Source organism: Neglectibacter timonensis (assembly GCF_900048895.1).
GTDB classification, from domain to species: domain Bacteria; phylum Bacillota; class Clostridia; order Oscillospirales; family Acutalibacteraceae; genus Acutalibacter; species Acutalibacter timonensis.
Genome location: NZ_LT160634.1, coordinates 1 through 23,836, shown reverse-complemented (window position 1 = coordinate 23,836; position 23,836 = coordinate 1). Strand labels below are relative to the sequence as shown.

General features: G+C 55.8%; 15 protein-coding genes and 1 tRNA gene. 3 read left to right on the top strand and 13 right to left on the bottom strand.

The window, feature by feature from the left end; translation table 11 throughout:
• Positions 1-215 precede the first annotated feature (215 nt).
• From BN3911_RS00455 to BN3911_RS00405, 9 genes are all read right to left on the bottom strand, one after another.
• On the bottom strand, positions 216-614 hold the full coding sequence (locus tag BN3911_RS00455; RefSeq protein WP_066859852.1) for a methylglyoxal synthase: 399 nt from the start codon (positions 612-614) through the stop codon (positions 216-218).
• 145 nt (positions 615-759) lie between these two features.
• The gene (locus tag BN3911_RS00450; protein ID WP_066859849.1) at positions 760-1,497 is read right to left on the bottom strand and encodes a nucleotide-binding protein; all 738 of its coding nucleotides are present in this window, start codon (positions 1,495-1,497) and stop codon (positions 760-762) included.
• Positions 1,498-1,675: 178 nt separating this feature from the next.
• Positions 1,676-4,051, bottom strand: coding sequence for a penicillin-binding transpeptidase domain-containing protein (locus tag BN3911_RS00445; protein ID WP_066859846.1), 2,376 nt, complete (start codon positions 4,049-4,051; stop codon positions 1,676-1,678).
• A gap of 124 nt (positions 4,052-4,175) precedes the next feature.
• Entirely contained in the window at positions 4,176-4,697 is a 522-nt protein-coding gene (gene mreD, locus BN3911_RS00440; protein WP_066859843.1) for a rod shape-determining protein MreD, read from the bottom strand.
• Entirely contained in the window at positions 4,694-5,599 is a 906-nt protein-coding gene (mreC, locus tag BN3911_RS00435) for a rod shape-determining protein MreC (RefSeq protein ID WP_066859840.1), read from the bottom strand. Before mreC ends, mreD begins: the two co-directional genes overlap by 4 nt.
• A gap of 154 nt (positions 5,600-5,753) precedes the next feature.
• A complete protein-coding gene (mreB, locus tag BN3911_RS00430) occupies positions 5,754-6,803 on the bottom strand; it encodes a rod shape-determining protein (protein ID WP_276780262.1) in 1,050 nt (349 codons plus the stop codon).
• 688 nt (positions 6,804-7,491) lie between these two features.
• Entirely contained in the window at positions 7,492-7,929 is a 438-nt protein-coding gene (gene dut / locus BN3911_RS00415; RefSeq protein ID WP_066859829.1) for a dUTP diphosphatase, read from the bottom strand.
• A gap of 141 nt (positions 7,930-8,070) precedes the next feature.
• Positions 8,071-10,125, bottom strand: a complete 2,055-nt coding sequence (locus BN3911_RS00410; protein WP_242871044.1) for a U32 family peptidase — start codon at positions 10,123-10,125, stop codon at positions 8,071-8,073.
• 57 nt (positions 10,126-10,182) lie between these two features.
• Positions 10,183-11,091 (bottom strand): cell division protein ZapA, encoded by a 909-nt coding sequence (locus BN3911_RS00405; protein WP_066859824.1) that lies wholly within the window; start codon positions 11,089-11,091, stop codon positions 10,183-10,185.
• Positions 11,092-11,607: 516 nt separating this feature from the next.
• Here BN3911_RS00405 and BN3911_RS00395 point away from each other — a divergent pair.
• The 3 genes from BN3911_RS00395 to BN3911_RS00385 all read left to right on the top strand — a co-directional run bounded on the left by BN3911_RS00395 (position 11,608) and on the right by BN3911_RS00385 (position 16,217).
• Positions 11,608-14,049: a glycogen/starch/alpha-glucan phosphorylase gene (locus BN3911_RS00395; protein WP_066859820.1), complete on the top strand. Its 2,442-nt coding sequence runs from the start codon at positions 11,608-11,610 to the stop codon at positions 14,047-14,049.
• Positions 14,050-14,151: 102 nt separating this feature from the next.
• Positions 14,152-16,056 carry a glycoside hydrolase family 13 protein gene (locus tag BN3911_RS00390; RefSeq protein ID WP_066859817.1) on the top strand — a complete coding sequence of 635 codons (1,905 nt, stop codon included), beginning with the start codon at positions 14,152-14,154 and terminating at the stop codon, positions 16,054-16,056.
• Between the two features lie 84 nt (positions 16,057-16,140).
• Positions 16,141-16,217 (top strand) — tRNA-Arg (locus BN3911_RS00385).
• A gap of 163 nt (positions 16,218-16,380) precedes the next feature.
• Here BN3911_RS00385 and BN3911_RS00380 read toward each other — a convergent pair.
• The 4 genes from BN3911_RS00380 to BN3911_RS00365 all read right to left on the bottom strand — a co-directional run bounded on the left by BN3911_RS00380 (position 16,381) and on the right by BN3911_RS00365 (position 23,722).
• Positions 16,381-18,579 (bottom strand): S-layer homology domain-containing protein, encoded by a 2,199-nt coding sequence (locus BN3911_RS00380; protein WP_066859814.1) that lies wholly within the window; start codon positions 18,577-18,579, stop codon positions 16,381-16,383.
• Between the two features lie 186 nt (positions 18,580-18,765).
• On the bottom strand, positions 18,766-21,129 hold the full coding sequence (locus tag BN3911_RS00375; protein ID WP_066859811.1) for an S-layer homology domain-containing protein: 2,364 nt from the start codon (positions 21,127-21,129) through the stop codon (positions 18,766-18,768).
• The gene (locus BN3911_RS00370) at positions 21,126-21,623 is read right to left on the bottom strand and encodes a hypothetical protein (protein WP_066859809.1); all 498 of its coding nucleotides are present in this window, start codon (positions 21,621-21,623) and stop codon (positions 21,126-21,128) included. The genes BN3911_RS00375 and BN3911_RS00370 overlap by 4 nt, the downstream gene beginning before the upstream one ends.
• A gap of 197 nt (positions 21,624-21,820) precedes the next feature.
• Positions 21,821-23,722 carry a sensor histidine kinase gene (locus BN3911_RS00365; RefSeq protein ID WP_066859806.1) on the bottom strand — a complete coding sequence of 634 codons (1,902 nt, stop codon included), beginning with the start codon at positions 23,720-23,722 and terminating at the stop codon, positions 21,821-21,823.
• Positions 23,723-23,836: the final 114 nt, after the last annotated feature.

The window sequence follows — 23,836 nt, the reverse complement described above, 5'->3', positions numbered from 1 at the left end:
CCACCCTAATTCAAAAGCGGACAAACCGCCTTCCTTTGCAATGTTCCATTGTATGGCTCACGGGTGTCTTTCTCCTGTCCTGCGCCAAGGGGGCTTTCAGCGCTTTCGCGCCCCCTCTCTCTGCTGCGTGGCCGCAGAATACTCCTCCCGGTCCTCGCCGGTTGTACTCTTCATTATACTGCCAGGAACATCCCTTGTCAAGCCGCACTGCAGCTTCAGTTCCGGACAATCTCTCTCCAATCCAAGTCGCCCCGCTCCAAGCCGTGGATCAACACCTCAGCCGTGGCAATATTCGTGGCCACCGGAATATTGTGCATATCGCAGATACGAAGCAAATTCATATCGTTAGGTTCATTGGGCTTCGGAGTCAGCGGATCCCGGAAGAACAGAAGCAGATCAATTTCATTGCAGGCAATGCGTGCGGCAATCTGCTGATCGCCTCCCTGAGGCCCGCTTAAAAACTGCTGAATTTTAAGGCCCGTCGCCTCCGACACCATTTTGCCGGTAGTCCCCGTTCCGCACAGAGTATGCCGGCTCAAAATACCGCAATAAGCGATACAAAACTGAACCATCAATTCCTTCTTGGCGTCGTGAGCCGTAATTGCAATATTCATGGCGATATTCCTCCCTAAACTATAAATATCCGAATTTTATCCTCTACCAGAACAAACCTCATCCATCCTAACCTCTCACTGAACCGAATTGGAAACGCTGATGCTTCGTATCATCCTACACGGTTCTGCTCCGGCGCCTTACCGCCTAAAAGACAGAAAGAGGAATCGTTTCTCCGTCAAGCCGGCCGGCAATCCGGCAGAGAGCCATCATACCCTTGGAATGTTCTTCCGCCTTCTTTCCTTTCAGAAAGGCCGCCGCCAGGGAATAGTCCTCCGGAACCACACCAAACAGCCGAATGCTGGAGGCATCGATCACATTGTCCAAATCACTGTAAACGCCGGTCTCGTCAAAAAGCCTGCTGTTAAAGCGATTGATCACCAACCGGAGCTCCGGGACCGCCAGCTTTTCCAGAAGTCTCTTAACTGCACTGGCGCTGCGTACGCATACCGGATCCGGGCTGCACACGACCAGCGCACGATCCGCCGCACAAGCTGCTGAGCGGAAACCGCCTCCCACACCTGCGGGAGAATCCAGCACAACATGGTCATAATATCGTTTCAGCAGCGGCACCAGCCTGCGCATAACGCTGGGACTTGCCATATCTTCCCCTGAAGAGGGCGCTGGCAGCAAAAACAGCCCTTCTGTTTCGGTGCAGGGATAAATAGCGTCTGCCGGGGCACATCTGCCCTGTATCACATCAGACAGATCAAATACAAGAGCCTCCTCAGTACCTGTCATCCGGTCAAGGCTGCGGAGGCCTGCGTCACAATCGATCAGAAGAACTCGCCGTCCCCTTTGTGCCAAAGCTCGTCCCAGACCCACGGAGACCGTAGATTTTCCTACGCCTCCCTTTCCAGATGTGATAACTGTTGAAACTCCCATAAGAAACTACCTCGAATATCATCTTAACACACATGACGCACATTGTCAAAAACAAATATTAATTTCCTATAATTTTATATTATATGCATAAATTTCCTGCTTTGCTTTTGACATTCTCATGCTCAAACAAAGAGTTAATGCTACATCCACTCACGGTACATCCGGAAGCTTTCCGCTCTCAGGGACCGCCCCAATAGGGGGAATTGGGGAAACTTTCCGTCCTGCTCCCTGAACTGCTTTCCGGGGGCATTGTACTTTCAGGCAATACAGGCTGCGATTCTCCGGTAAAGGGTGTGTCGGGAATCCCCTCATCCCTGTCCTTAGAACTGGAAGATTCCTCTGAAGCGGAAGAATTGGTTCCTTGTTGTTTCTCCGGGAGCTGCGAGGCTTCGCTTTCCATCTTCTCTGCATTCTCCCGTTCCTCTTTCTCCTTCGCCACCTCGTCCGCTGTTTTCAAAACCTTACCATCCTTGTCGATCTGGTTCCCCTCGCTGTCAAAGCGGTTGCCGTCCTCATCCCGGGTGACAAATCCAAAATACTGGTCCAGGATATCTTTTGCAACATTCTGGGCATAGGCGCCCTTTTTCCCTTTCTCCATCACCACGGCCACCGCAATCTGCGGGTCATCCAAGGGGGCGTAAGCGATAAAGGTCAGGTTGGGATCCGTCTCTTCATCATTGGCGGTTTCGGCTGTACCGGTCTTTGCCGCGATTGCAACCGGATAATCCCCAAAGGTGGCATAGGCGGTGCCGTTGGGATCCGCGGCTACCTGCCGCATTCCCTCCCGTACCACGCCCAGCACGTCGCTGGAAAGGCCTGCGTCTGACATCTGCTCCGGCTGATAGGCTTCCACCACCTCGTCCCCGGTATAGTTGGTGATCTTATCCAGGAAATGCGTTCTCAGACGTACGCCGCCGTTGGCAATGGTGGCACAGTAGGTGGCCAGCTGGATGGGAGTGAACATGTTGTCGCACTGGCCGATGGCCGTCTGTGCGGTCAGGCCGTCCGTCCAGGTGAAGCCCGGGTGGTTCTCCGCATATTCCTGCGGGCTGGACATGATGCCGGAACTTTCGGACAACTCCACCCCGGTCTTCGTGCCCAAAGCGAAATACTCCGCATAGGCATCCATCTTCTTAATCCTCAGATTCATGCCTGTGTCGCAGAAAAAGGCGTTGCAGGAACCTGACAGCGCCTCATACACGTCGGCATAACCATGGACGCCGGTGCACTTCAGCGTCAGATCGGCGTACTGATAATACCCCTGGCAATTATAGGGCGTGGAGGAAGCGCTGATCACGCCCTCCTGCAGTGCCGCCAACGCCACCATAGGCTTGAAGACGGAACCGGGGGTGAAACTGCCGTCCAGCGCCCGGTTATACTGCGGGCTGGTTTTATCCTCCCCGATCTGCTCCACATAGCTGTCATCCGCCTTATAGCGGTTCATGTCGAAAGTGGGATAGGAGGCGCAGGCCAGCACGCCAAAGGTCTTCACATCCAGCACCACGGCGGCGCCCGCCTCGCAGTTCGCCGCCCCGGTATTAGCTTTCACGTTCTCCTCCAGAGACAGGTTCGCCACCCGCTGCAGGTCCGCCGAAAGCGCCAGATGAACGGTATTCCCTTCCTCCGGGGCCTCAGTAACGGTAGTGCTCTTTACGGCACCGGTCTCGTCCACCAGGATGCTCTCCCTGCCCCGCTTTCCCCGGAGCTGGGATTCAAAGGCCTCTTCCAGGCCGCTCTTCCCCTTGCTGTCCGTCCATTTGTAGCCGGAGGGGTTGGTCTCACTGTCATAAACGGTGCCGTTTTCCTTTGCCGCCTCATAATCCTCCGGACTCAGCAGGCCCACGTCGCCCAGGATGTGAGGCGCCAGGGAACCGTCTTCCCCGTAGGTACGGGTTACGGACACTCTGGGCTCAATCCCCTTGAACTCATCTTCCCGCTCACTGAAAACCCCCACCGTCTCCGGTGAAACATTCTGAGCAATTACGTAAGGATTGGTCCTGGAATAGCCGGAACGGGTCATATTGTAACGAACCGACGCCACAATGCGGGTATCCTCGCGGGAATAGCCTGAGCAGTTGTACTCATTGATCAACGCGTTCATACAGTCTTCCGCCGTGGCATATTCAGCCAGATCAAAGGTTTCCTTCAGGGAAGCGATGGAGTCCTCTCTATTCTCAGAAAAAACATAGTCCCCCTCTTCATCCAGCTCGATGGGCAGCCTGTCCACCCATTTTTCTCCACGTTCTTCCAGCAGAGCAACCACCTTCACAATGGTTGCATTGCGCTCCTCGTAGACCATTTTAAGAGCGTTATAGACCAGGTCGTAAGTAGTTTTATTTCCAGCCAGCACAACGCCGTCCTTGTCCAGGATTTCCCCCCGGGCTGCAGAAAGCTCAATGGTGTCGGTTTTGTTGCTCAGGGCGATCTGGTGGAATTCTTCCCCCCGCACAATCTGCCACTCCACAAGCCTGACGACATAGACTAGAAAAATAGCGGTCACAACCAGAATACATACGGCAGACCGCCCGATTTTAGGCAGCTTCGGCAATTTCATATCGACACCTCTCTTAGAGTTGGAAACCCGCCATACAGCTTCGTTCCCATGGAATTCTCCGGCCTAAAACGTGATATGGGGGCAGACGGCCGGGCACAATCAGCCCCGCTCCTGCTGCACTACGCTATGGCGCCGCATTCGGATCCTGCAAAGCCTGGAACAGGCCTTTGTTCAGAAGATAAACCAATGGAAAAAACAGGAGCGTGTAAAAATATTTGGGCAGATGATGGTGCATAAAAGCATACCCCGGCAAGGAATATCCCCTAAAATAGTACAGGAAGACCCATTGCAGGCAGATGACTATTCCAGCAGTCCAAATCCCCATGAACACAGCCGTGACAATGTTTACCTGCAGATAAACCTGTGCCAGTAAGCTGACCAGGAAGCACAGCACCGCCAGAATCAAAGCATGAAAACCCATCACTCCGGACAGCCCGAAATCCAGCAGCAGCCCGCCCACGATTCCAAAAATCATGGCGGGCAGCTCCTTTTCAAACAGGGCGATGGTGAGCACAGCCGGCAGGACCAACAGCGGCCTGCTTCCAAAGATTGTCGGCAGCAGGCCCGGCGTCTCCTGCAGCATAAAAAGCACAAGCAGTTCCAGCGTGTAGGCAAGATAGCGAATCAGCCGGTTGAAATCCGTCATTTTTTCGCCTCCGCATCCTCACTGTTTTCCGGCCCTGGACTGGCCAAGGGAATCTCCGTGCCTTCATCGCCCTTCCCCGGAAAATTGGTGATGACGAACACATCCGTCACATTTTTCAAATCTTCATAGGGCTTGACAACTGCATACTGGGAGATGTCGTTTTCCGACTTTTCTATGCTCTGTACCTCGCCGATAATAAGCCCCTCGGGATAGATACTTCCTGAGCCGGAGGTGGTAATGATGTCTCCCTTCTCCAACTCTGTATCGCCGGAAAGATAATTCATGCGTACCAGCCCGCTGGCAGCCGACTGAATATTGCTGGTCACCACGCCGCTTTCCGAATGCTTCTTGGAGATAGCCCCCACCTTTACCTCTTCCGAAAGGATGCAGGAAACCTTGCTGGTAGTGGCATAGGCCTGTGTCACAATTCCCACCAGCCCTCTCTGGGTGATGACAGGGTCGCCCACCGCTATGCCGGACAGGGTGCCCTTATCGATTGAAAAACCGTAAAATACATCGCTGGGGTCCCGCCCGATCACGGAGGCAGCCTCCATCTCCTGATCCGGCAGATCCTTGGAAATATCCAACTGCACCTTGAGCTGCTCGTTTTCCTGCTGTAGGTCGTAATAATCTACCAGCTGCTGCAGTAGTTCCGCATTCTCAGTTTCCAGTTCGGAGATCATCTGCTTGAGTTCATCCTTGGAAAGGCCATCCAGGTCAATGAAGTTCTTCACCGACCCTGCCGCCTTGGTACTGATACTCTGCATGGGGGAAGAGACGAACCCCAGCATGTTCGCAAGCACCGAACCGCCCGCTGTCGCCGTGTAGATGATCAGCCCCAGCAGCACCACCACCGCAATCATGAGGACCTTAAATGAGCTGGTTTTAAAAAAGTCCTTCAAGCACAAAGCTCCCTTCTAAGTCAAAGTCGGACTGCCGCAGGGCACGATGTTCCGGGCGCTGCCCCCAAACCAGGGGCGTCACTCACACCGCTCGCCTACGCAGCAGTCCTCCTCTATCCCGCTTTTTCTTTCTGCCGGACCGCACCGGCACCGCTCATTTCTTCCGGGAACGATAATAGGATTTCGGCAGTTCCACCTCCAGGCTCTTGCCTGTGCCCTCCACTACGCAGTCCAGCGGACGCTCCGCCACATGGACAGGAATCCCGGTTTCCTGGCTTACCAGCTTATCCAGGCCGCGCAGAAGTGCTCCGCCGCCCGTGAGCATGATTCCCCGGTCGATGATATCCGCCGCAAGCTCCGGCGGCGTTTTTTCCAACGTATCTTTCACCGCATCCACCACGATCATGACACAATCCGCCAAAGCTTCCCGTACCTCGTCGGCATGGATGGTCACATTCTTCGGCAGGCCGTCCACCAGGTTCCGTCCCTTTATTTCCACAAAGGAGTTGATCGTGTCGTCTGTGGGGAACGCTGAACCGATTTTAACCTTGATCTCCTCCGCCGTGCGTTCGCCGATGAGTAGGTTATATTTCTTTTTCACATAGGTGACAATCGCCTCATCGAATTTGTCTCCCGCCATCCTGACGGACACAGCCGTGACGATATCCCCCAAAGATATCACCGCCACCTCGCTGGTGCCGCCTCCGATATCCACCACCATGCTGCCGGTGGGCTCACTTACGGGCAGACCCGCGCCGATAGCGGCGGCCATCGGTTCCTCAATGAGATCCACATTGTTGGAACCCGCCTGCCGCGCCGCATCCTCTACTGCCCTGCGCTCCACCTCAGTGACGCCCGAAGGGATACACACCACGATACGGGGCCGGCTCAACGTGCCGGATTTCAATGCCTTTTTGATGAAATATTTGAGCATGGCGGCCGTCACATCGAAATCCGCAATCACGCCGTCCTTCAGGGGACGCACCGCTACAATGGAGCCGGGCGTTCTGCCCAGCATCTCTTTAGCCTGCTTGCCTACGGCCAACACCTCGTCGCTGCGCACATCCACAGCCACCACCGAAGGCTCCCGCATTACGATGCCTTTTCCCCTCATAAATACAAGAGTATTAGCGGTTCCCAAGTCTATGCCGATATCCTTGGAAAACATGGAAAACATGGAAAAAAGTCCTGAAAACCACGCCATCTGAAATCTGCCTTTCCGGCCCCTTAGGCCCTGTACTGAAATATTATCTTATGATACCCCGCGGGGCTTTTCCCCGTCCTCATTTCGCCTACGGCAGAGGAAAACCTTCCTCCGCTCAGATAGGATACATTATATCGCATTTTTCCCGGTTTCTCAACAACAAAGTTTACATAAACTTATAGATTCTGAAGATTTCAGTAAATGTGCTGTATTTTTTTCCCGAAACCACAAGATATATACAGAAGATTTTTCGGATCGAAAAATCTTCCTGAAGTTTTCTTCGAAAACTTTATTCCGGCTTGCTTTCTGCTGACCCTTTCGGATCGAAAAATCTTCCTGAAGTTTTCTTCGAAAACTTTATTCCGGCTTGCTTTCTGCTGACCCTTTCGGATCGAAAAATCTTCCTGAAGTTTTCTTCGAAAACTTTATTCCGGCTTGCTTTCTGCTGACCCTTTCGGATCGAAAAATCTTCCTGAAGTTTTCTTCGAAAACTTTATTCCGGCTTGCTTTCTGCTGACCCTTTCGGATCGAAAAATCTTCCTGAAGTTTTCTTCGAAAACTTTATTCCGGCTTGCTTTCTGCTGACCCTTTCGGATCGAAAAATCTTCCTGAAGTTTTCTTCGAAAACTTTATTCCGGCTTGCTTTCTGCTGACCCTTTCGGATCGAAAACTTTCCGATCTGCTCCATTTAACGCTTTCCGGTGCTACCAAACCCGGCGCCGCCCCGGTCGGTCTCACTGAGAACCGCCGCTTCCTCCACCTGGGGCAGGCAGACCGGCATGACGATCAGCTGGGCAATGCGGTCGCCGGGACACACCGTGTAAGCGGTCCGGCTAAAATTGTGCAGGCCCACCTGGATCTCGCCCCGGTAATCACTGTCTATGACGCCAACACCGTTGGATACGGCAATTCCATGCTTCACTCCCAGGCCGCTACGGGTAAAGATCATGCCTGCACAACCTTCCGGAATTTCAGCCGCCAGCCCCGTGGGGAATACAGCCATATCCCCCGGCTCCATCGTAATTTCCTGTGCAATACAGGCGCACAAGTCAAATCCCGCGCTCCCCGGCGTCTTTCTTTCCGGAAGCACCGCCTCTTCTTTCAACTTCTTCACTTTTAAAATCATATCTCTTCCTCCCACATCAACCATCATTTTTTCATTCCCACAGGCTGAAACCAGGTCTTACTTCTATTGTTTGAAGTGAAACCGCATAAAACACGGCCCACAACCTGGAAAAATCAACACTTTCCACAGAGTTTTCCACAACTATTCCACTCCCCGGAAGAACAACCCGTGCGTACAGTCAAATCCAGGCGGTTCCTGTCGAAGAAAGGCCTGATAAATGCTCTCGCATTCCACAGAGTTTTCCACAGTAAAACGCATCAGCCCGAAATCAACCGCACGCAGATCTTTCTCTCCCAGAGAAATCCACAGCGGCACGCTGTTAAGCAGCTCGGTCACCCGAGTGCCTCCTCCACGGGTGCATAGCACAGGAAAGTTTTTGTGCATTCTGTCCGTCAGCATGCCTGGAGCGCCGCACCCGAGACAGCCCCGCTTTGTATTGGCCAGCGGACAGTTTCTCAGCAGCATCAGCGCTTGCCTGCCATACACCATCACACCCCGGGGCAGACTTCCGCCCAAGGAAGAAAGCTCTTTCCCGGTCAGTTCAAAAGAAAGCTCAGCCGAGCTCAGTCCCAGCTGTTCCAGACAGGTCAAGGAAGCTGTGTTTGCAATATTCAGGGAAAAAGATCCGTGCAGAACAGCCCCTGCCCGCCGGGCTGTTTCCAATGCCCCCAGATTGCCGCACACCACTTCCCGGAATCCCAGTTCCATCCGTTCCAGGAGCATCCGTTCCACCTGCTCCTGAACGCCGAACATCGCCCTGGGAAGCTCCAGCAGAATGCGCCGGAACCCCCGGTCACGCAATCGCTGGAGTTCCTCCTTATCCGTACTCAGAGGCAGCTGAACGGCCTCACAGCCCTTAGCCGCATCAAAGATCTGATCCATTCGGGAAAAAGAAACACGTAACGGCAGATGTTCTCCCGTTCTCTGCACATGTGCTGAAAATTTCAGAAGCCTGGTTTCAAAAGGAATGGGCTCCCTCTTTTCTCGAAGCTGCAGAAGCTCCTCCAGCGCCTCCCTTCTCAGACTGTTCAGCCCGGAAACCGTAACCGCAGCCCCATCCTCCGGCACAACAGCCTCCTTTGAATAGAAAGGAGTACCGCCGGTTTTTTTCAGCTGAACCAGACAACGTTCTCCGCTCAGCGGCACAGCATCCCGAACAGCCGGACACCGTACACACGCCGCATGACCGTCTTCATCCCTCACAGTCAGCTCTATCTCTTCCTTCGCCTCCCGCAACGCCAAAATAACCGGCACACAGCTGCGCTCTCCCCGGTACAGCTGCCGAAGAGCAGAAAATACCCGTTCCGTCGCCCCAGTCACATCCTCCTTCCGGCGGATTCCAAACATGGATCCGCCCAGCTTTCCTGTGAGATAGCCCTGGGTAAAGCCGGAGCGGGAAAATACCGCCTCCAGATTGTCCAGCAGCTCCTGCGGGATCTCTCCGCCCTCTGCCGCCATGCGGCAGGCTGAAACCGCTGCCGTCACATATTCCGGCCTCTTCATACGTCCCTCTATCTTGGCGGAGCAGACGCCCGCCCGCCGCAGTTCCTCCACTTCCCGCAGAAAGGAGAGATCCTTCAGGGACAGATCGTGCCCCGTGCCGCCCGGCGCCCCGAAAGGCAGGCGGCACGGCTGGGCGCACATTCCCCGGTTCCCGCTGCGTCCCCCCAGCATGGCGCTGAGATAGCACTGCCCGGACACTGACATGCACAGGGCCCCATGTACAAAGGCTTCCAGCTCAATGGGACAGCTCCGGGAAATCTCCCGAATCTCCTGCAGGGAAAGCTCCCTGGCCAGCACTGCCCGCTTTGCCCCTAGCCCATACAGCAGCCTTACGCCATCCGGAGTATGAAGGCTCATTTGGGTGGAAGCATGCAGAGGCAGCTCCGGCGCGCACTGCCGCAGCAGAGAAAAAAGCCCAATGTCCTGCACCAACACCGCATCCACGGAAATTTCACAGAGAAACTTTGCGAATTCCAGTGCAGCCGGCATCTCTTTTTCCTTGATCAACGTGTTTACCGTCACATATACCTTAACTCCGCGGGCGTGACAAAAAGCAACTGCCCGCCGCAGCTCTTCCCGGCTAAAATTCTTTGCATTTGCCCTGGCCCCAAACGCCTGTCCCCCCAGATAGACGGCATCCGCCCCGGAAAACACGGCGGCGCGCAGAGAATCTTCCCCGCCCGCCGGTGCCAAGACCTCAATTTTACTGCTGCCGATAGCCTCTCATCCTCTCTGCAAATCTATCCTGCCCTATTTTTTCTCGAAGAAGCTCACCAGGCCCTGCTGCTCCATCTCCTCGTGCCGCAAGGGGTTCCGCATCTTTTTCTGCGCTGACTGCGCCGTCCTCTCTCTCATCCCGGACGGGTCGGCAGGCTGTTTCTCTCCGCTCTGTGCCATACTGCCGTTAGCCTTTTCCTCCAATAAGCGGACCCTCTCCTCCGCTTGCCTCATCTGCTCCTCCGCACGGCGCTTCAGCTGCCTCGCCTCTTCGGCAACCCGCTCGGCAGCTTGACGAAACTGCGTTTTTTCCAATTCCGCCCGAAGATTCGCCTCCTCCAGAGCCTGTTTTTCTTCCCGCAGTTTATCCAACTGTTCCTCCAGAGCAGCCATGTCCTGAGCCCCGCCTTCAGAACCGGCCTGAGATGCGGACTTCAGCGCCTCGTTTTCCCTCTTCAGCCGCTGCAGCTCCTCCGTCCCGCCATTCTCCACTGCGGTTTCTTTCAAAGAGGCGTTTTCCGCGGCGAGCCGGGAAATCGTCTCCGCCAGTTCCCGGGCATCCTGCGCGGCGGCCTTCAGTCCGGCATTTTCCTCCTCCAGCAGGGAAAGACGCCGCTGCGTTTCCGGATCCTGAGGAGAAGCTTTCGCCTCCTGCAGAAGCTTCTCCTGATCTTCCTGCCAGATTTCAGCCTCCACTTCCAGTTCCTCCACACGGTCCGAAAGTTCGGCGGCCCGCTTTCCGTTCTTTTTTGCGTCGTCGCAATAGCTCAAAGCTGCGGTCAAGGCCGCAGCCTCCCGGGTAATAAAGGGGGAGGCGGACTGGATTTCCTTCATCATTTCTCCCACCTCAGCCGCGAGAGCCTGCATATATTCCTCGGTCTCCTGGGTGATTAAACCGCAGACAACACCGTTAATCTCCAAACGGATGCGCTTTTTTTCCACCGCCGATCCTTCCTTTCCCATAACCGTATAATTTTACACTATAGATTATAGTGCAAAACCGCAGATTACGCAAAGCTTTTCTCCCTTTTTTCCAGAAAATTTCGATAAACACTGTCTTCCCCCATATTTCCGGAGATACTTCGGAATTTTTATTGTTTTTTTCTTCCTTCTATGATATACTTGCGTTGAATTTCCAATAGGAGAGAAGACTTCTGCCGGCTTTGGCCCGCAGCCTTTTCCGGCGGCGGGCCTCTTTGTGTGTTTTTTCTGTTTTTTGGTTTCGGCAGTACAAAAAGCTACAGAAAAAATACCGGCCCTTTTGTTTTTCCCGGCCTTCCTTGGCACATACTAAAGCTTTGCCGCCTTGTAAATAGTAAACAAATATTATCGTTGAGCTTGAGGCTTTATTGCTGTTGTTTTCTGGCATATTTTAGTTTATAATGCACATATTGCTATATGAAAGCCACCCATAAAATTTTGAATTAGGTTATTTTAAACATAATTGGAGGTCTATTCATGACTTATAAGATGACAGTTCCTCAAATCAAGGAGGCCATTCGGGAAAAACTATCCCATTCTTTCGGCGTCTCTCTGGAAAATGCAACCTATGAGGAATACTACAAGGCTGTAGTGCTTATCGTACGGGAGCTGCTCACCAAGGGCCGTACGGAATTTATAGATAATGCGGAAAAAACCGGAACAAAACAGGTCTATTATCTCTGCATGGAATTTTTGCTGGGCCGTTCCCTGCGGAACAACCTCTACAACCTGGGGCTGGAAGACAGTTTCAAGAAGGCCCTGGCCGAATACGATATCAAATTGGATAACCTCTATGAGCAGGAACCCGATGCGGGTTTGGGCAACGGGGGCCTTGGGCGGCTTGCCGCCTGTTTCCTGGACGGCCTGGCCACACAGGGATACCCCGCCATGGGATATTCCCTGCGATATGAATACGGCATATTCCGCCAGAAGCTGGTGGATGGATGGCAGACCGAGCTGCCCGACTTCTGGCTGCCGGGCGGCAGCGTTTGGCTGCAGCAAGTTCCTGAAAATTCTGTAGAGGTCCGTTTTGACGGACATATTGAGGAGCAGTGGCACGAACAGTATCACTCTGTGCGCCACCGTGACTATACTTCTGTCACCGCCATTCCTTATGACCTCTGTGTGGCCGGTATGGATGGGAAAGGGATCAGCCTTTTGAGGATCTGGAAAGCAGAAAACAATAAGTTTGATATGAACCTGTTCAACGGAGGCAGCTATATGCGCGCCATGGAGCAGCAGGCCATGGCTGAGGTCATCACCAAAGTACTCTATCCGGAAGACAACCACACCGACGGCAAGATGCTGCGGCTCTCCCAGCAATATTTTCTGGTTTCCGCCTCCATTCAGGATATTATCCGGCGGCACCTCTTTGCCCACAGCACCTTGGACGATCTGCCGAAGCTGGCCGCCATCCACCTCAACGATACCCATCCTGTGCTGGCTATTCCTGAGATGATGCGGGTGATGCTGGACGAATGCGGCTACGGCTGGGAGGATGCCTGGAATATCGTCAGGCAGACGGTGGCCTATACCAACCATACCGTCATGAGCGAGGCTCTGGAATGCTGGAGTATCGACCTGTTCAAAATGCGCCTGCCCCGCATCTATCAGATTGTGGAGGAGATCGACCGCCGCTTCTGGGAGGAAATGCGCTGGAAGGGCGTGGAAGAGTCTAAAATCTACCGTATGGCCCCCATTGGCGACGGCTATGTCAAAATGGCGAACCTGGCTGTCATCGGCTCTCACAGCGTCAACGGCGTTTCTGCCCTGCACAGCGAAATCCTGAAAGAGGATGTGTTTCACGACTTCTATATGGAAGAGCCCCAGAAGTTCACCAATGTGACAAACGGCATTGCACACCGGCGCTGGCTCAACCAATCCAACCCAAAACTCAGCGGCCTCATCACAGACCTGATCGGCTCCGAGTATATCTATGACGCCGGAAAGCTTTCCGGCCTGCTCCGTTACAAGGATGATGAGGCTGTACTGGAACAGCTGCAGCAGATCAAGCGCTTCAACAAGGTACGTTTGGCAGACTACATCAAAAAGACACAAAACGACCGTGTGGATCCCGACTCCATCTTTGACGTGCAGGTAAAGCGTCTTCACGAATATAAGCGCCAGCACATGAACGCCCTGAATATTCTGGCAACCTACCAGTGGCTGCGGGAGAATCCCAACGCGGACTTCACGCCCCACACCTTCTTCTTCGGCGCCAAGGCAGCGCCCGGGTACTACTTCGCCAAACAGATCATTCAGTTCATTGCCGCCCTGGCAGAGAAGATCAGGAAGGACGACCGGGTAAACAAGAAGCTCAAGGTGGTGTTCGTGGAAAATTACTGTGTCACCTGGGCAGAGCTTTTGACCCCTGCCGCGGAAATCAGCGAACAGATTTCCCTGGCGGGCACGGAAGCCTCCGGCACCAGCAACATGAAGTTCATGATCAACGGCGCGGTGACCCTTGGCACGCTGGACGGCGCCAACGTGGAAATCCACGAAGCAGTAGGCGATGAAAATATCATCCTCTTCGGTATGACCGCCTCACAGGTAGAGGAGCTGAAGCGTTCCGGCTATTCCCCCAGGCTTCACTATCAGAACAACCAGGTAATACACCGCGCTATGGACGAACTCCTGACCGGCTTTGACGGCCAGAAATTCAAGGATATCTTCAATGCCCTGCTCAATGAGGACCGCTACATGGCTTTGGCCGATTTTGAATCCTATGCAGAGGCGCAAAGGAGGGCTCAAAAGCTTTATCTGGATCAGAAATCCTGGAACCGGATGTCGCTGGTCAATACCGCCTGCGCAGGCCGCTTTGCCGCAGACCGTGCGATCAGGGAGTACGCAGGGAACATCTGGCATGCATCTCCTGTGCCCCCCGTTCAAAACCTCAGCGCCAGAACACTTGAGAAATAAAATTGAAAGCATTTTAAAACGCAGAGCGGATTCGGTTCCTCTCTGCGTTTTTCCGGAACTCTCCGGCCCGCATTTCCACGTCAGAAAGGAATGGTGTAAGCCATGTTTAATTCCAGAGAGAAACGGCACCGCAATCCTGTAGGGGCCGTCCCGGACGGACGGTCCGTCCATTTTAAAATTCTGCTGCCCCGGGAGCTCAGCTGCCGGGAGGCAAACCTGATCATGGAGCAGGAAAACGGCGCCGCCAGCTGTCTGGGCATGTTCTGGTGCGGTATGGAAGGCGCCGACCAGGAATGGTGGGAATGCCATTTCACCCCTGACGCCCCTGGGCTCTATTTCTATCATTTCGAGATCACCACCTGCCGGGGACGTCTTCGGCTTTCCCGCGGATTCGGAGGCCAGGCGGTCTTCGGCGGCATGAACCGCTGGCAGATGACTGTATATGAAAAAAACTTTCGCACGCCTGATTGGCTTTCCGGAGGAATCATGTATCAGATTTTCCCCGACCGTTTCTGCGCCTCCGGCACGGCAAAGGGGCCGCTCCCGGCGGACAGAGCGCTGCATGAAGCCTGGGGGGAGCAGCCCCAATGGCGTCCCAACGCCCAGGGCCGCGTCACCAACAGCGATTTCTTCGGTGGCGACCTGAAAGGGATCGAACAGAAGCTCCCCTACCTGAAGGAGCTGGGTGTCACCTGTATCTACTGCAATCCCGTCTTTGAATCTCATTCCAATCACCGCTACGACACAGCCGATTATTCGAAGATAGATCCCCTTCTGGGCTCCAGAGAGGATTTTTCCTCTCTCTGCGCCGCCGCGGAAAAGCTGGGAATCCGGGTGGTTCTGGACGGCGTGTTCAGCCATACGGGCAGCGACAGCGTATATTTCAACCGGGAGGGACGCTATGAGACCCCGGGGGCCTTCCATTCGCAGCAGTCTCCCTACTATCCCTGGTATACCTTCCGCCAATGGCCGAATTCCTATGACTGCTGGTGGAATTTTGACACACTGCCCAATGTGAAGGAGACAGAGCCCAGCTACAATGAGTACATCAACGGCGAGCATGGAATTGTGCGCAGCTGGCTTAAAGCAGGCTCCTCCGGCTGGCGGCTGGACGTTGCAGATGAATTGCCCGACGAATTTCTCGACCGTCTCACCGCTGCAGCCAAGGCCGAAACCCCCGATGCCCTAGTACTGGGCGAGGTTTGGGAGGACGCCTCCAATAAGACCGCCTACGGTGTCCGCCGCCGGTACCTACTGGGGCGCCAGCTGGACACCGTAATGAATTATCCCTTCCGTGACGCCATACTGGGCTTTCTGCTCGGGGGAGATCCCCTCGCTTTCTGTGAGACCGTAGAGAGCATACTGGAAAATTATCCGCCCCAATGCGTCCGCCTGCTGATGAACCATATCGGCACACATGACACAGAGCGTGCCCTCACAGTGTTGGGCGGAGAACCGTCAGGCAGCAACGGCAGGGAATGGCAAAGCTGTCATGCCCTTTCCCCGGAACAGCGGGAAAAGGGCAGACGGAGACTGAAGCTGGCTTCCCTGCTGCAATTCACACTGCCCGGTATCCCCTGCATCTATTATGGGGATGAGGCAGGTCTGGAGGGGTATAAAGACCCCTTCAACCGCAGCTGCTATCCCTGGGGCCATGAGGATCAAGAGCTGTTGGAATGGTACCGCACCTTGGGACAGCTGCGCAGGGAGCAGAGAAGCATCCTGGCAGAAGGAGGCTTCCGCACCCGGTATGCAGACGGCAATCTTCTCGCCTACGAGCGGTATCAGGAGACGGACGCAGGGGAAGACAGTCTCCTGATAGTAGTCAACCGCAGCCATCGTCCGCAAAGTATTCTAGAGGCGGATATCGATTTTGAAAAGGGCTCTGTTCTCGCAGGCGAGCCGTTGAATCACACCAGAGTGCTTTCCCCTTACGGTTATTCCCTGCTGCGTTTTCACAGGGACGCTCCTGAAACACAGGAAGAAGCTATTGATGCTGCAGAATGATTAAAATTAATACTTGACATTTTTTTTGTGTTCGACTATAATTAGTAAGCTATCAGAAAGCCTTGTTCCTTTTTGATAGTTTTTGCGCCAGTAGCTCAGCCGGATAGAGTGTTTGGCTACGAACCAAAAGGTCGGGGGTTCGAGTCCCTCCTGGCGCGCCAAAAAGAAGGAATTCTGCCTTTCGGCAGAATTCCTTCTTTTTTTGCGTTCACCCTCTTCAAAAGACAGGTTTTCCATGCTATAACAGGATGATCCTACCCTGAATTTTTGCACCTGTGCACGGGATTCCATATATCCCATGCCGCAGCCCCACGATCCGTCCGGTCAGCGGCTGAACCAGGACACTCCGAAGTTCATCAGTTCCTTGTTGGGCGTCAGATAAAAGACCCATCTCCCCTCCGTAACGCCTCCTCCAACCGAGGCATATCGGGAAGTTACCGCCACCGCTGTGACCGGCGTTTTCTTCACGTATCCATCCCCGTTTTCGTCTATGAGATTTATGGAAAAATCCGGCACAAAATTTTCACTCTGAGGAGCAAAGACATAGGGGACAGAGGGATTGATCGAGCCGTTCCGGTATAGGCTGCTGATTCCCCGAATGCTCTCATCGTTAAAGACGCGGCGGATAGGCTCGCGGTTGGGGGGAAGCAGCGCATCCAGAGGGCTACCGCTTCGCTCCTCGTGCATCTTCTTAATCAATTCCTCCGCATACTTCGTCAGCTCTCCCGGAGGAAGGGGTTCCTCGTCCCACAGCATCAGGCCGGAATTCCCCATTTCGTGATGGATCGTCTCCACCTTTCGGTTCTCGACCTGCCATTGAAGATTTTTGAAGAAGCTGATGGTCAGCTCCTTGCTCTCCAGGCCCGCGTCCAGCAGCGCCTTCCGTGCATCGCCCACCGTACGCCCGCCGTCACCCAGGAAAACGCCTGCCATGGTATCCATTACCTGGAAATCATGGGGCTGAACGATTCCCTGGTCATATCCGCTCACACATCCCGCGCCCGCATCCAGGAAGGTATTGGACAGCTGATACTTGGCATCCAAACTGTGATGGAAGCCTAAGTGAACAAAGGAATTGGGGAAAGGATTATCAGCATTGTAGTAATGAGGGAAAAACTTCTGCGCCCGCACCACGTACCGCAGCTCCATATCATAGGAATACGCGGCCAGGATATCCCCGTTGGCCTCGTCCCAGCCCTGGGCGCTACCTGGGGAGAGCACGTTGAAGATGCCGACCCTTCCAGCCGCCCGGTCCTCAAAATATTTACCTTTGACATACGTCTCCTCCAGCTTCAGATAGAGCCCCCCGTTACTGGGGCTGTAGGCATGGGGGATGGACAGGAACACTGCGCCGTACTGGTTGAGTTCCTTGAGGTTTTCCACGGTGGGTTCCTTCGTGGTTATGGAAAAACCCTTGGTACTGTTGTAAAACTTATCGATCATCCCATTGTATATGGGGATCCCGGCGCGGGAGGCAAAATAGGTGCTGATCAGGATCTTCTTGTTTCCAATCACAGTTTCAGAAGCGTTGGAAGCCGCCAGCCCGGCAGTTTCCAGCTCCATAACAGCCGCACCCTCCATGCCGCTCTGCCTCACGGACATGGGCATGGAGGCTGGCTGAGCCTCCGCGCCGTCAAGCTCCATCAGCCAGCCGCCGGGGGTCCCATCCGCATATTCAAAGAAAATCCCCTCAGTATCCTGAGAAACATTCCGAATCGTCCCGGCGGTTTCCAGTTCCGCGGCAAGTTTCCCCATCTCCGTCATTACCGCCGCGCTGGAGACAAGACCGCCCTCTCGGGTCAACTCTTCAAGCTTTTTCCGGCTGCTCTCCTCCACTTTTTCCAGGGCAGCTTCCGCGTCTTCTCCATCCTGGCCGCGCAGCAAATCATAGGCATTATAGAAAATTTGCGCCACCTGCGCCCTTGTAGCGCCCTCCTTCGGCAGCAGCCTGTTTCCAGAACCATTGAGTACCTTATTGGTAAAAGCCCATTCCACCGCCGGTTTCGCATACCCGCTGATACTGCCGTAATCCGCAAACTTTTCAAGCCCGCCGGCACTCTGCGCAGTTCCGTTAGAGGGCTTTCCCAGATACCGGTAAAGCATGGTGACAAGATCCTGCCGGGAGACAGCATTTTCGGGGCCAAATTTTCCATCGCCTATGCCGCCGACAACCCCCTCTCCGGAAGCCCAGGCCACATAAGGGCCATACCAAGTTAAGGGGTTCACATCATAAAAGGTCTTGAGCTGGTACTCATAGGAATCTGGATCGATTCCCTCGAAACGGCCCAAAACCGTTACAAACATTCCCCGCGTCATAGCGGTATTGGGAGAGAACTTATTGTCGCCTGTTCCATGAAACAGGCCTTTTTCTGTGACAAAATCCACCGCCGGATAAAACCAGTCCCCAGTCTTTACATCCTGAAAAGCAGGCGCTGGCTCGGCTGACACAGGGACAGCCGGTGCGATCAGCAGAATCAGCAGCAAAACCACCATTTTTGTAAATCCCGCTCTTATTTTACTCATCTCCAGTCCCACCTTTCTCCGTCACTTTTCTTACTTTTATCTTAGCATGTCCGCTGGTTGAACGCAAACTTATTCTTGCTCCAGGGAGAAAATTTTCCGGACTGCCGGAAACGGACCTTGTTCTGAAAGGGAATGCGTGTTTCCCCGTTCCATGCCGTCCAGAGGGATGGGGCCTTCCGCCGGATTTTACATGTTTTTGTGCCCTTCTGACTGCCGTGCTCCCAATTTCGTCCAGCTTTCGTGGATGCCATCGCTCTTGCGCTGGTATTCGTGGGGATTTGCGGCTTCCTCCAGAATCAGGTAATACCACTGCTTTGGATCCGTATTGTCCGGGAACACCTTTCTTCCCGGCAGCAGGTCGTCCTCCGACTCCGGCAGGCGCAGCAGCGCTCGGTTCAGCACCGCTGCCGCCTCGGCACGGGTGATCTTTTCATCGGGCCGGAACGTCCCGTCCTCATACCCTTCGATCCATCCCTTGGACGCGGCGTAGTTGATATTCCCTCGCGCCCAGTGCTTCCCAATGTCCGGGAACAGGTCTTCCCCCTCATACGTCCCCGGCTCGAACCGGGTGAGGATGGTCACATATTCCGCTCTCGTCACCGGGTCTCCGGGACGGTAGAGCCCGCCGGAATCCCCCTTCAGCAGCCCCGCGTTTGCCAGGGTGCACACTGCCTTGTAAGACCAGCTCCCCGCTCTCAAATCCGAAAACGGGCACTCCTCTGTTTCGTACTTTTCCCTGCTGGCCTCGTCCAGCAGGTTATAGAAGATCATGGCGGCCTCCTCCCGGGTCAAGGTCCCGTTGGGGCGAAGCGTTCCGTCTTCGTATCCGTGCAGGTATACCCGGTGCTCCCCTGTTTCCAGCGTGGGGCCGGGCTTGGGCGGCTGGTATTCCACGTTATAGTACAGTATCACATCCCGCCCCGGCATGGGGAAGGTGAACTCCCGTGCGGTACGGTAGGCCTTCACCATATTTCCGTCTTCGTCCTGTTCCTCCCAGCGGCCGGTCCTTCCATCTTCATCGATAAAGCTGACCGGAACGGAGGTTCTCTCGGGATATATCCCGCCGCCATAGCCGTTTCTCACCGTCAGCAGGTACTTATTTTCCAGTTCATTTTCCCGGCCGTAGGAAAGCTCAAAATAGAGGTCATCGTCCTGGAAAGTATAGCGGCCTCCGTCTCCCTCCCGGAACACGCTGCCGGGGATGCCCCTGCCACCATACCCTATGGGACCTGCCCCTGCCACCGCCGTGGCATACCAGCCGGGCTCGGGCGCTGCGATAGCCACGCCGTCCGTGCCGATAAGCGGCTTTACGTGTGTGCCCTCCGGCGTCATTTTTATAAGCTTCAAGCTGCCGGAGCCGGAAAGGGTCAAGGAGTTGGAATTTCCCTCCGCCAGGGTGATGCCGTCCTCCATGCTATTTTCCCCCAGGAGGGCGATTTCGTTCTCCCCGGCCGGCAGGAGCAGGCCGCCGCCACCACCGTACAGTTTAGCCCCGTTCAGGGTCAGCCGGTTGGACGTTTGACCGGGCTCCCACAGCGCCATGCCGCCCCTCACGTTGGTATACAGCGTGGTTTCCGTCACACCGGTCAGGTCAAGTTCCTCAGACTGATAGTCGGTCACGATATCCTCCGAGTCGAAATCCGCGTCCAGCGCGGCGGTAAACTGAAACACCTTACCCCCGCCCGATACTGCGCCGTTAATGCCGAGCTCGGCTCCTACGGCGGTGAGGGACGCGCCGGATTCTACCGTCACCATGCCGCCAAACATATATACGCCGCTAAGGGACTGCCCTACCGCGATTACAGTTCCACCATCTATTTTGAGGGCGCCGGGGTGGCCGATTCCCTCTTTTTGCACAGTGATCCCTAGTTCTCCCATACAGAGCAGGCGGCCCGTGCCGGAGATGGAAGAAGTTCCAGCTCCGGAATAAGACCAAAGCCCTATACTGGAGTATGCGTCTTTGGTTTTCCCACTGGCCGCCCTCACCGTTCCGTTGTTGGTAAGATGAAGCAAACCGGACCGGATTCCATAACCGCCTCTTTCGCTGCTGTCCCCGCCAACAGCGGTGAGACTGCCGGTTTCCGCCACCTCCGCAGTGAGCGCGCCGCCATCCACACCAACACCGGACCCGCCCCAACGTGTTCTGCAATTCCCTCCGGCAGTATCCAGGGAAGCATTTTCCTTTATTTCCAGTGTCAAATCTCCGTTGACATGGATACCATCGTAAGCGTTTGATGCACTGCCCGCTCCCTTGACCGTCCAGTGGGCGTTTTCCGCCACCACCAGCTGGCTGCCCGCAGGAAGAGTAATGCCCTTGTTGTCCCCTTCCGCCTCGATTTTCCCGTCCCCGCTGAGGGTGAGGGTGAGGGTGCTTTTCACCCAGTTCGCCGTTCCATTTTCTCCATAGGAATATGTCACATCTTCCGTTTGTGTCAAATCCAGCCCCGCCGGGCTCTCCTGCTCCGCCGCCTTTGCCGTCCCCGGCAGCAGCACTGCCAGCAGCACCAGGCTCATGGCCAGTCCCATCAGCTTTCTTCCCATCTGTTTCATATCGTTTCCTCCTTTGGTTTTGTTCTCTCCTCCTGTTTGTCCAGCCAGAGGGGATTGTGTTGGAAAGAGAATTCTTTCCAACAACACAAGGGGGTACCCCCTTGACTGTCTTTCCCTGTTGTTCCTTCGGCCTTCGTCTCCAGCTCCAGCCGCGTCCCGTCTCCGTCCCGGCGAAACACCGCCCGCAGCCCCGAGGAATTGATTTCCCCCGGCTCCACTTCACAGCTTCCCGAAGCCGCGCAGGATAGATGCAGGCCCTCCGCGTCCCGGTCCAGCTCCAGGCTCATCCAACGCTCTGCTTCCGGCAGCCTGCCGCAGGCGTCCAGCATGGTGCTCACCACGCTTCCAATCTCTCCCAGCAGCTTTCCGTCCGCTTCGCACAGCACGGGCGCGGGCGCGGCCCCCGAAAACCGGTATTCCAGGTACACGCCCCGCTCCTCCGCCTGCTTCATCCAGTCCACCAGCGCTTCCGCGAGCCTGCTTTTCCCGCTCATTGCATGGATTCCCGCCTCCTTTTTTCGCAAAAAATCCCCCTAAAACGGCGAAAGCACCGGCGCCCGCTCTCACGGGACGTCCGGTGTTTTCTCTCTTGCGCTTTCATTATACCTCGTTTTTTACTCAAAAACGAAAATTAACAAAATTTAATTTTTTTCTTTTCGCAAAAACCCTTGACAACGGAAAACCTCTGTGCTTACCCCTCCGTTTCGCCGCCGTACAGCGTGAGAACGGTTTCATAGGCGTCCTCCCTCCGGCCCGCGCTCAACTCCCCATCGTAACGCTGGGCAATGCCCCGCAGAATGGAAAGGCCGAAGCCGTGGGCCCGCCGGTCCCGCTTGCTGGTACGGTCCTCCGTTCCAGGCGGGGCGGAATTGCGGCACTCCAGCGTAAGGCTTCCCCCCGCCAGACACAGCCGGAAAAACAGCCACCGCTCCCCCGGGTCCGCCAAACGGCCGCAGCCCTCGACGGCGTTTTCCAGCACGTTCATCAGCACCGAGGTCAGGTCGTCGTCCGCCACGAACAGCGGCTCAGGCAGGCGGCCGCAGTCGTATTCCACATACACACCGCCCTGCTCCGCCAGGGAAAATTCCACCCCCAAAATGGCGTCCACCAGGCCGTTTCCGGTGTATTCCACCGGCGCGCCCCTGGTCACCTGGGGCGTAATCTCTTCCAGGTAGGCGGAGAGCTTTCCCAGCTCCCCCGCCTCCAAATAATGGCGCACCAGCGTCAGGCGATGGCGGCTTTCGTGAAGCTGCTCCCGGGTACGGTGCACATATTCCCTTTGCAGCCGGGCCTGACGGCCCCAAGCCTCCAGCCGAACCTCCTGCAGGGCTTTCTGCTGCTGCAGTTCCGTGCTTTCCCGGTACACCCGCACCGTGTCGTACCAAGCGATGCCCGCCACGAGACCCAGCAGAACGCCTCCGGCCATCTCCACAAACCAGCCCAGCAGAATCGGCTCATGCAGGGGCAGCAGCTTGTCCAGCACCAGCGCGCAGGAGAACACGCAGCCTCCCGCCAGCAAGGGCTTGGAATATTCGGCGCCCCGGCACAGCCCCCAAACACTGGCGCCCAGAAGCCAGGCGGCGGTAAACCATTTATACGCCCCCAGGCAGCTTGCGTAGAACATCAGCGGCCCCGCCGTGGAAACCGGGAACAGCGGCTGAAGCGCCACAGCCGCGCACACCGCCGCCCCCAGCCCGCAGGCGGGCCAGAACACGGGCTTCGGCACCCTGCAAATGCGCCCCTGAATGACGACCAACGCCAGAAAGCTTCCGTAATAGCACACCCGTTCCGCCACGGTCCAGCCCTGCCCCCGTCCGCCCAGGGCTTGAAACAGAGGCCAGGCCGCGCTTCCACAGAAGCACAGGCACAGCAGGGCCAGCGCCGGATAGGGCCGGTGAAAGCGGTAGCGAAGCCACGCCAGCACACAGAGCAGCGCCGTGAGCAGGGCCAGCGCGCAGGCCGCCCCGTGAAACAGCAGGCGCAGGGCCGCCACGCGCCCCACGGCCTGGGGACTGCCAAAGGCGGGCGGGTAGACCATGCCGCTGTAAAAATGGCCGTCGTCCCAAACCTGCGCCACAATCTCGATGCCGCCCGAGGCCGAAAAAACCGCCAGGCTGTCCGCGGGCGCGGGTGGGTTTTCCTCCCCCATGCCCACGCTTTGCACCAGCCTGCCGTTGACCCACAGCCGCCAGCGGGAATAGATTTCCGTCAATTCCAGGGCGTAGTCCCGCTGGATTTCGTCCGTTTCCAGCACGGTGCGGTACGTGGCGCAGCCATGGGGATTCGCGGAGGGGTCCCCCAAGTCGAAGCCGCCGTAGCGGCCCAAATAGAGGTGGGCGTCCGGCTGCCTGCCCTCAAATTCCCCGGGGGACAGGGCATCCCGGTAGAACTCCCAGCCGTCCACCAGATAGAAAAAGGGGTGGGCGTCGTACCAGGCCATGTCAATCCGGGTCATGCCGGGCTCCGAAACGGGCCGGGGCGCGGTGTATTTGTTATCGGCCCGGTAGCAGAATAGGAATAGGGCGCAGCTTGCCAGCACCACCGCTCCCAGCGCCAACGCGAAAGCCGGAGAAAACCGCTGTTTTTCTCTCATGGCCGTCCGCCCCCCTTTCGCCGCTTCCCATGCCTGCCGGGGCGGTGGGAGCGCAGGCCCAGCACCGCCGCTCCCGCCGCCAGAGCCAGCGCCCCGCCCAGCAGGAACGGCCAA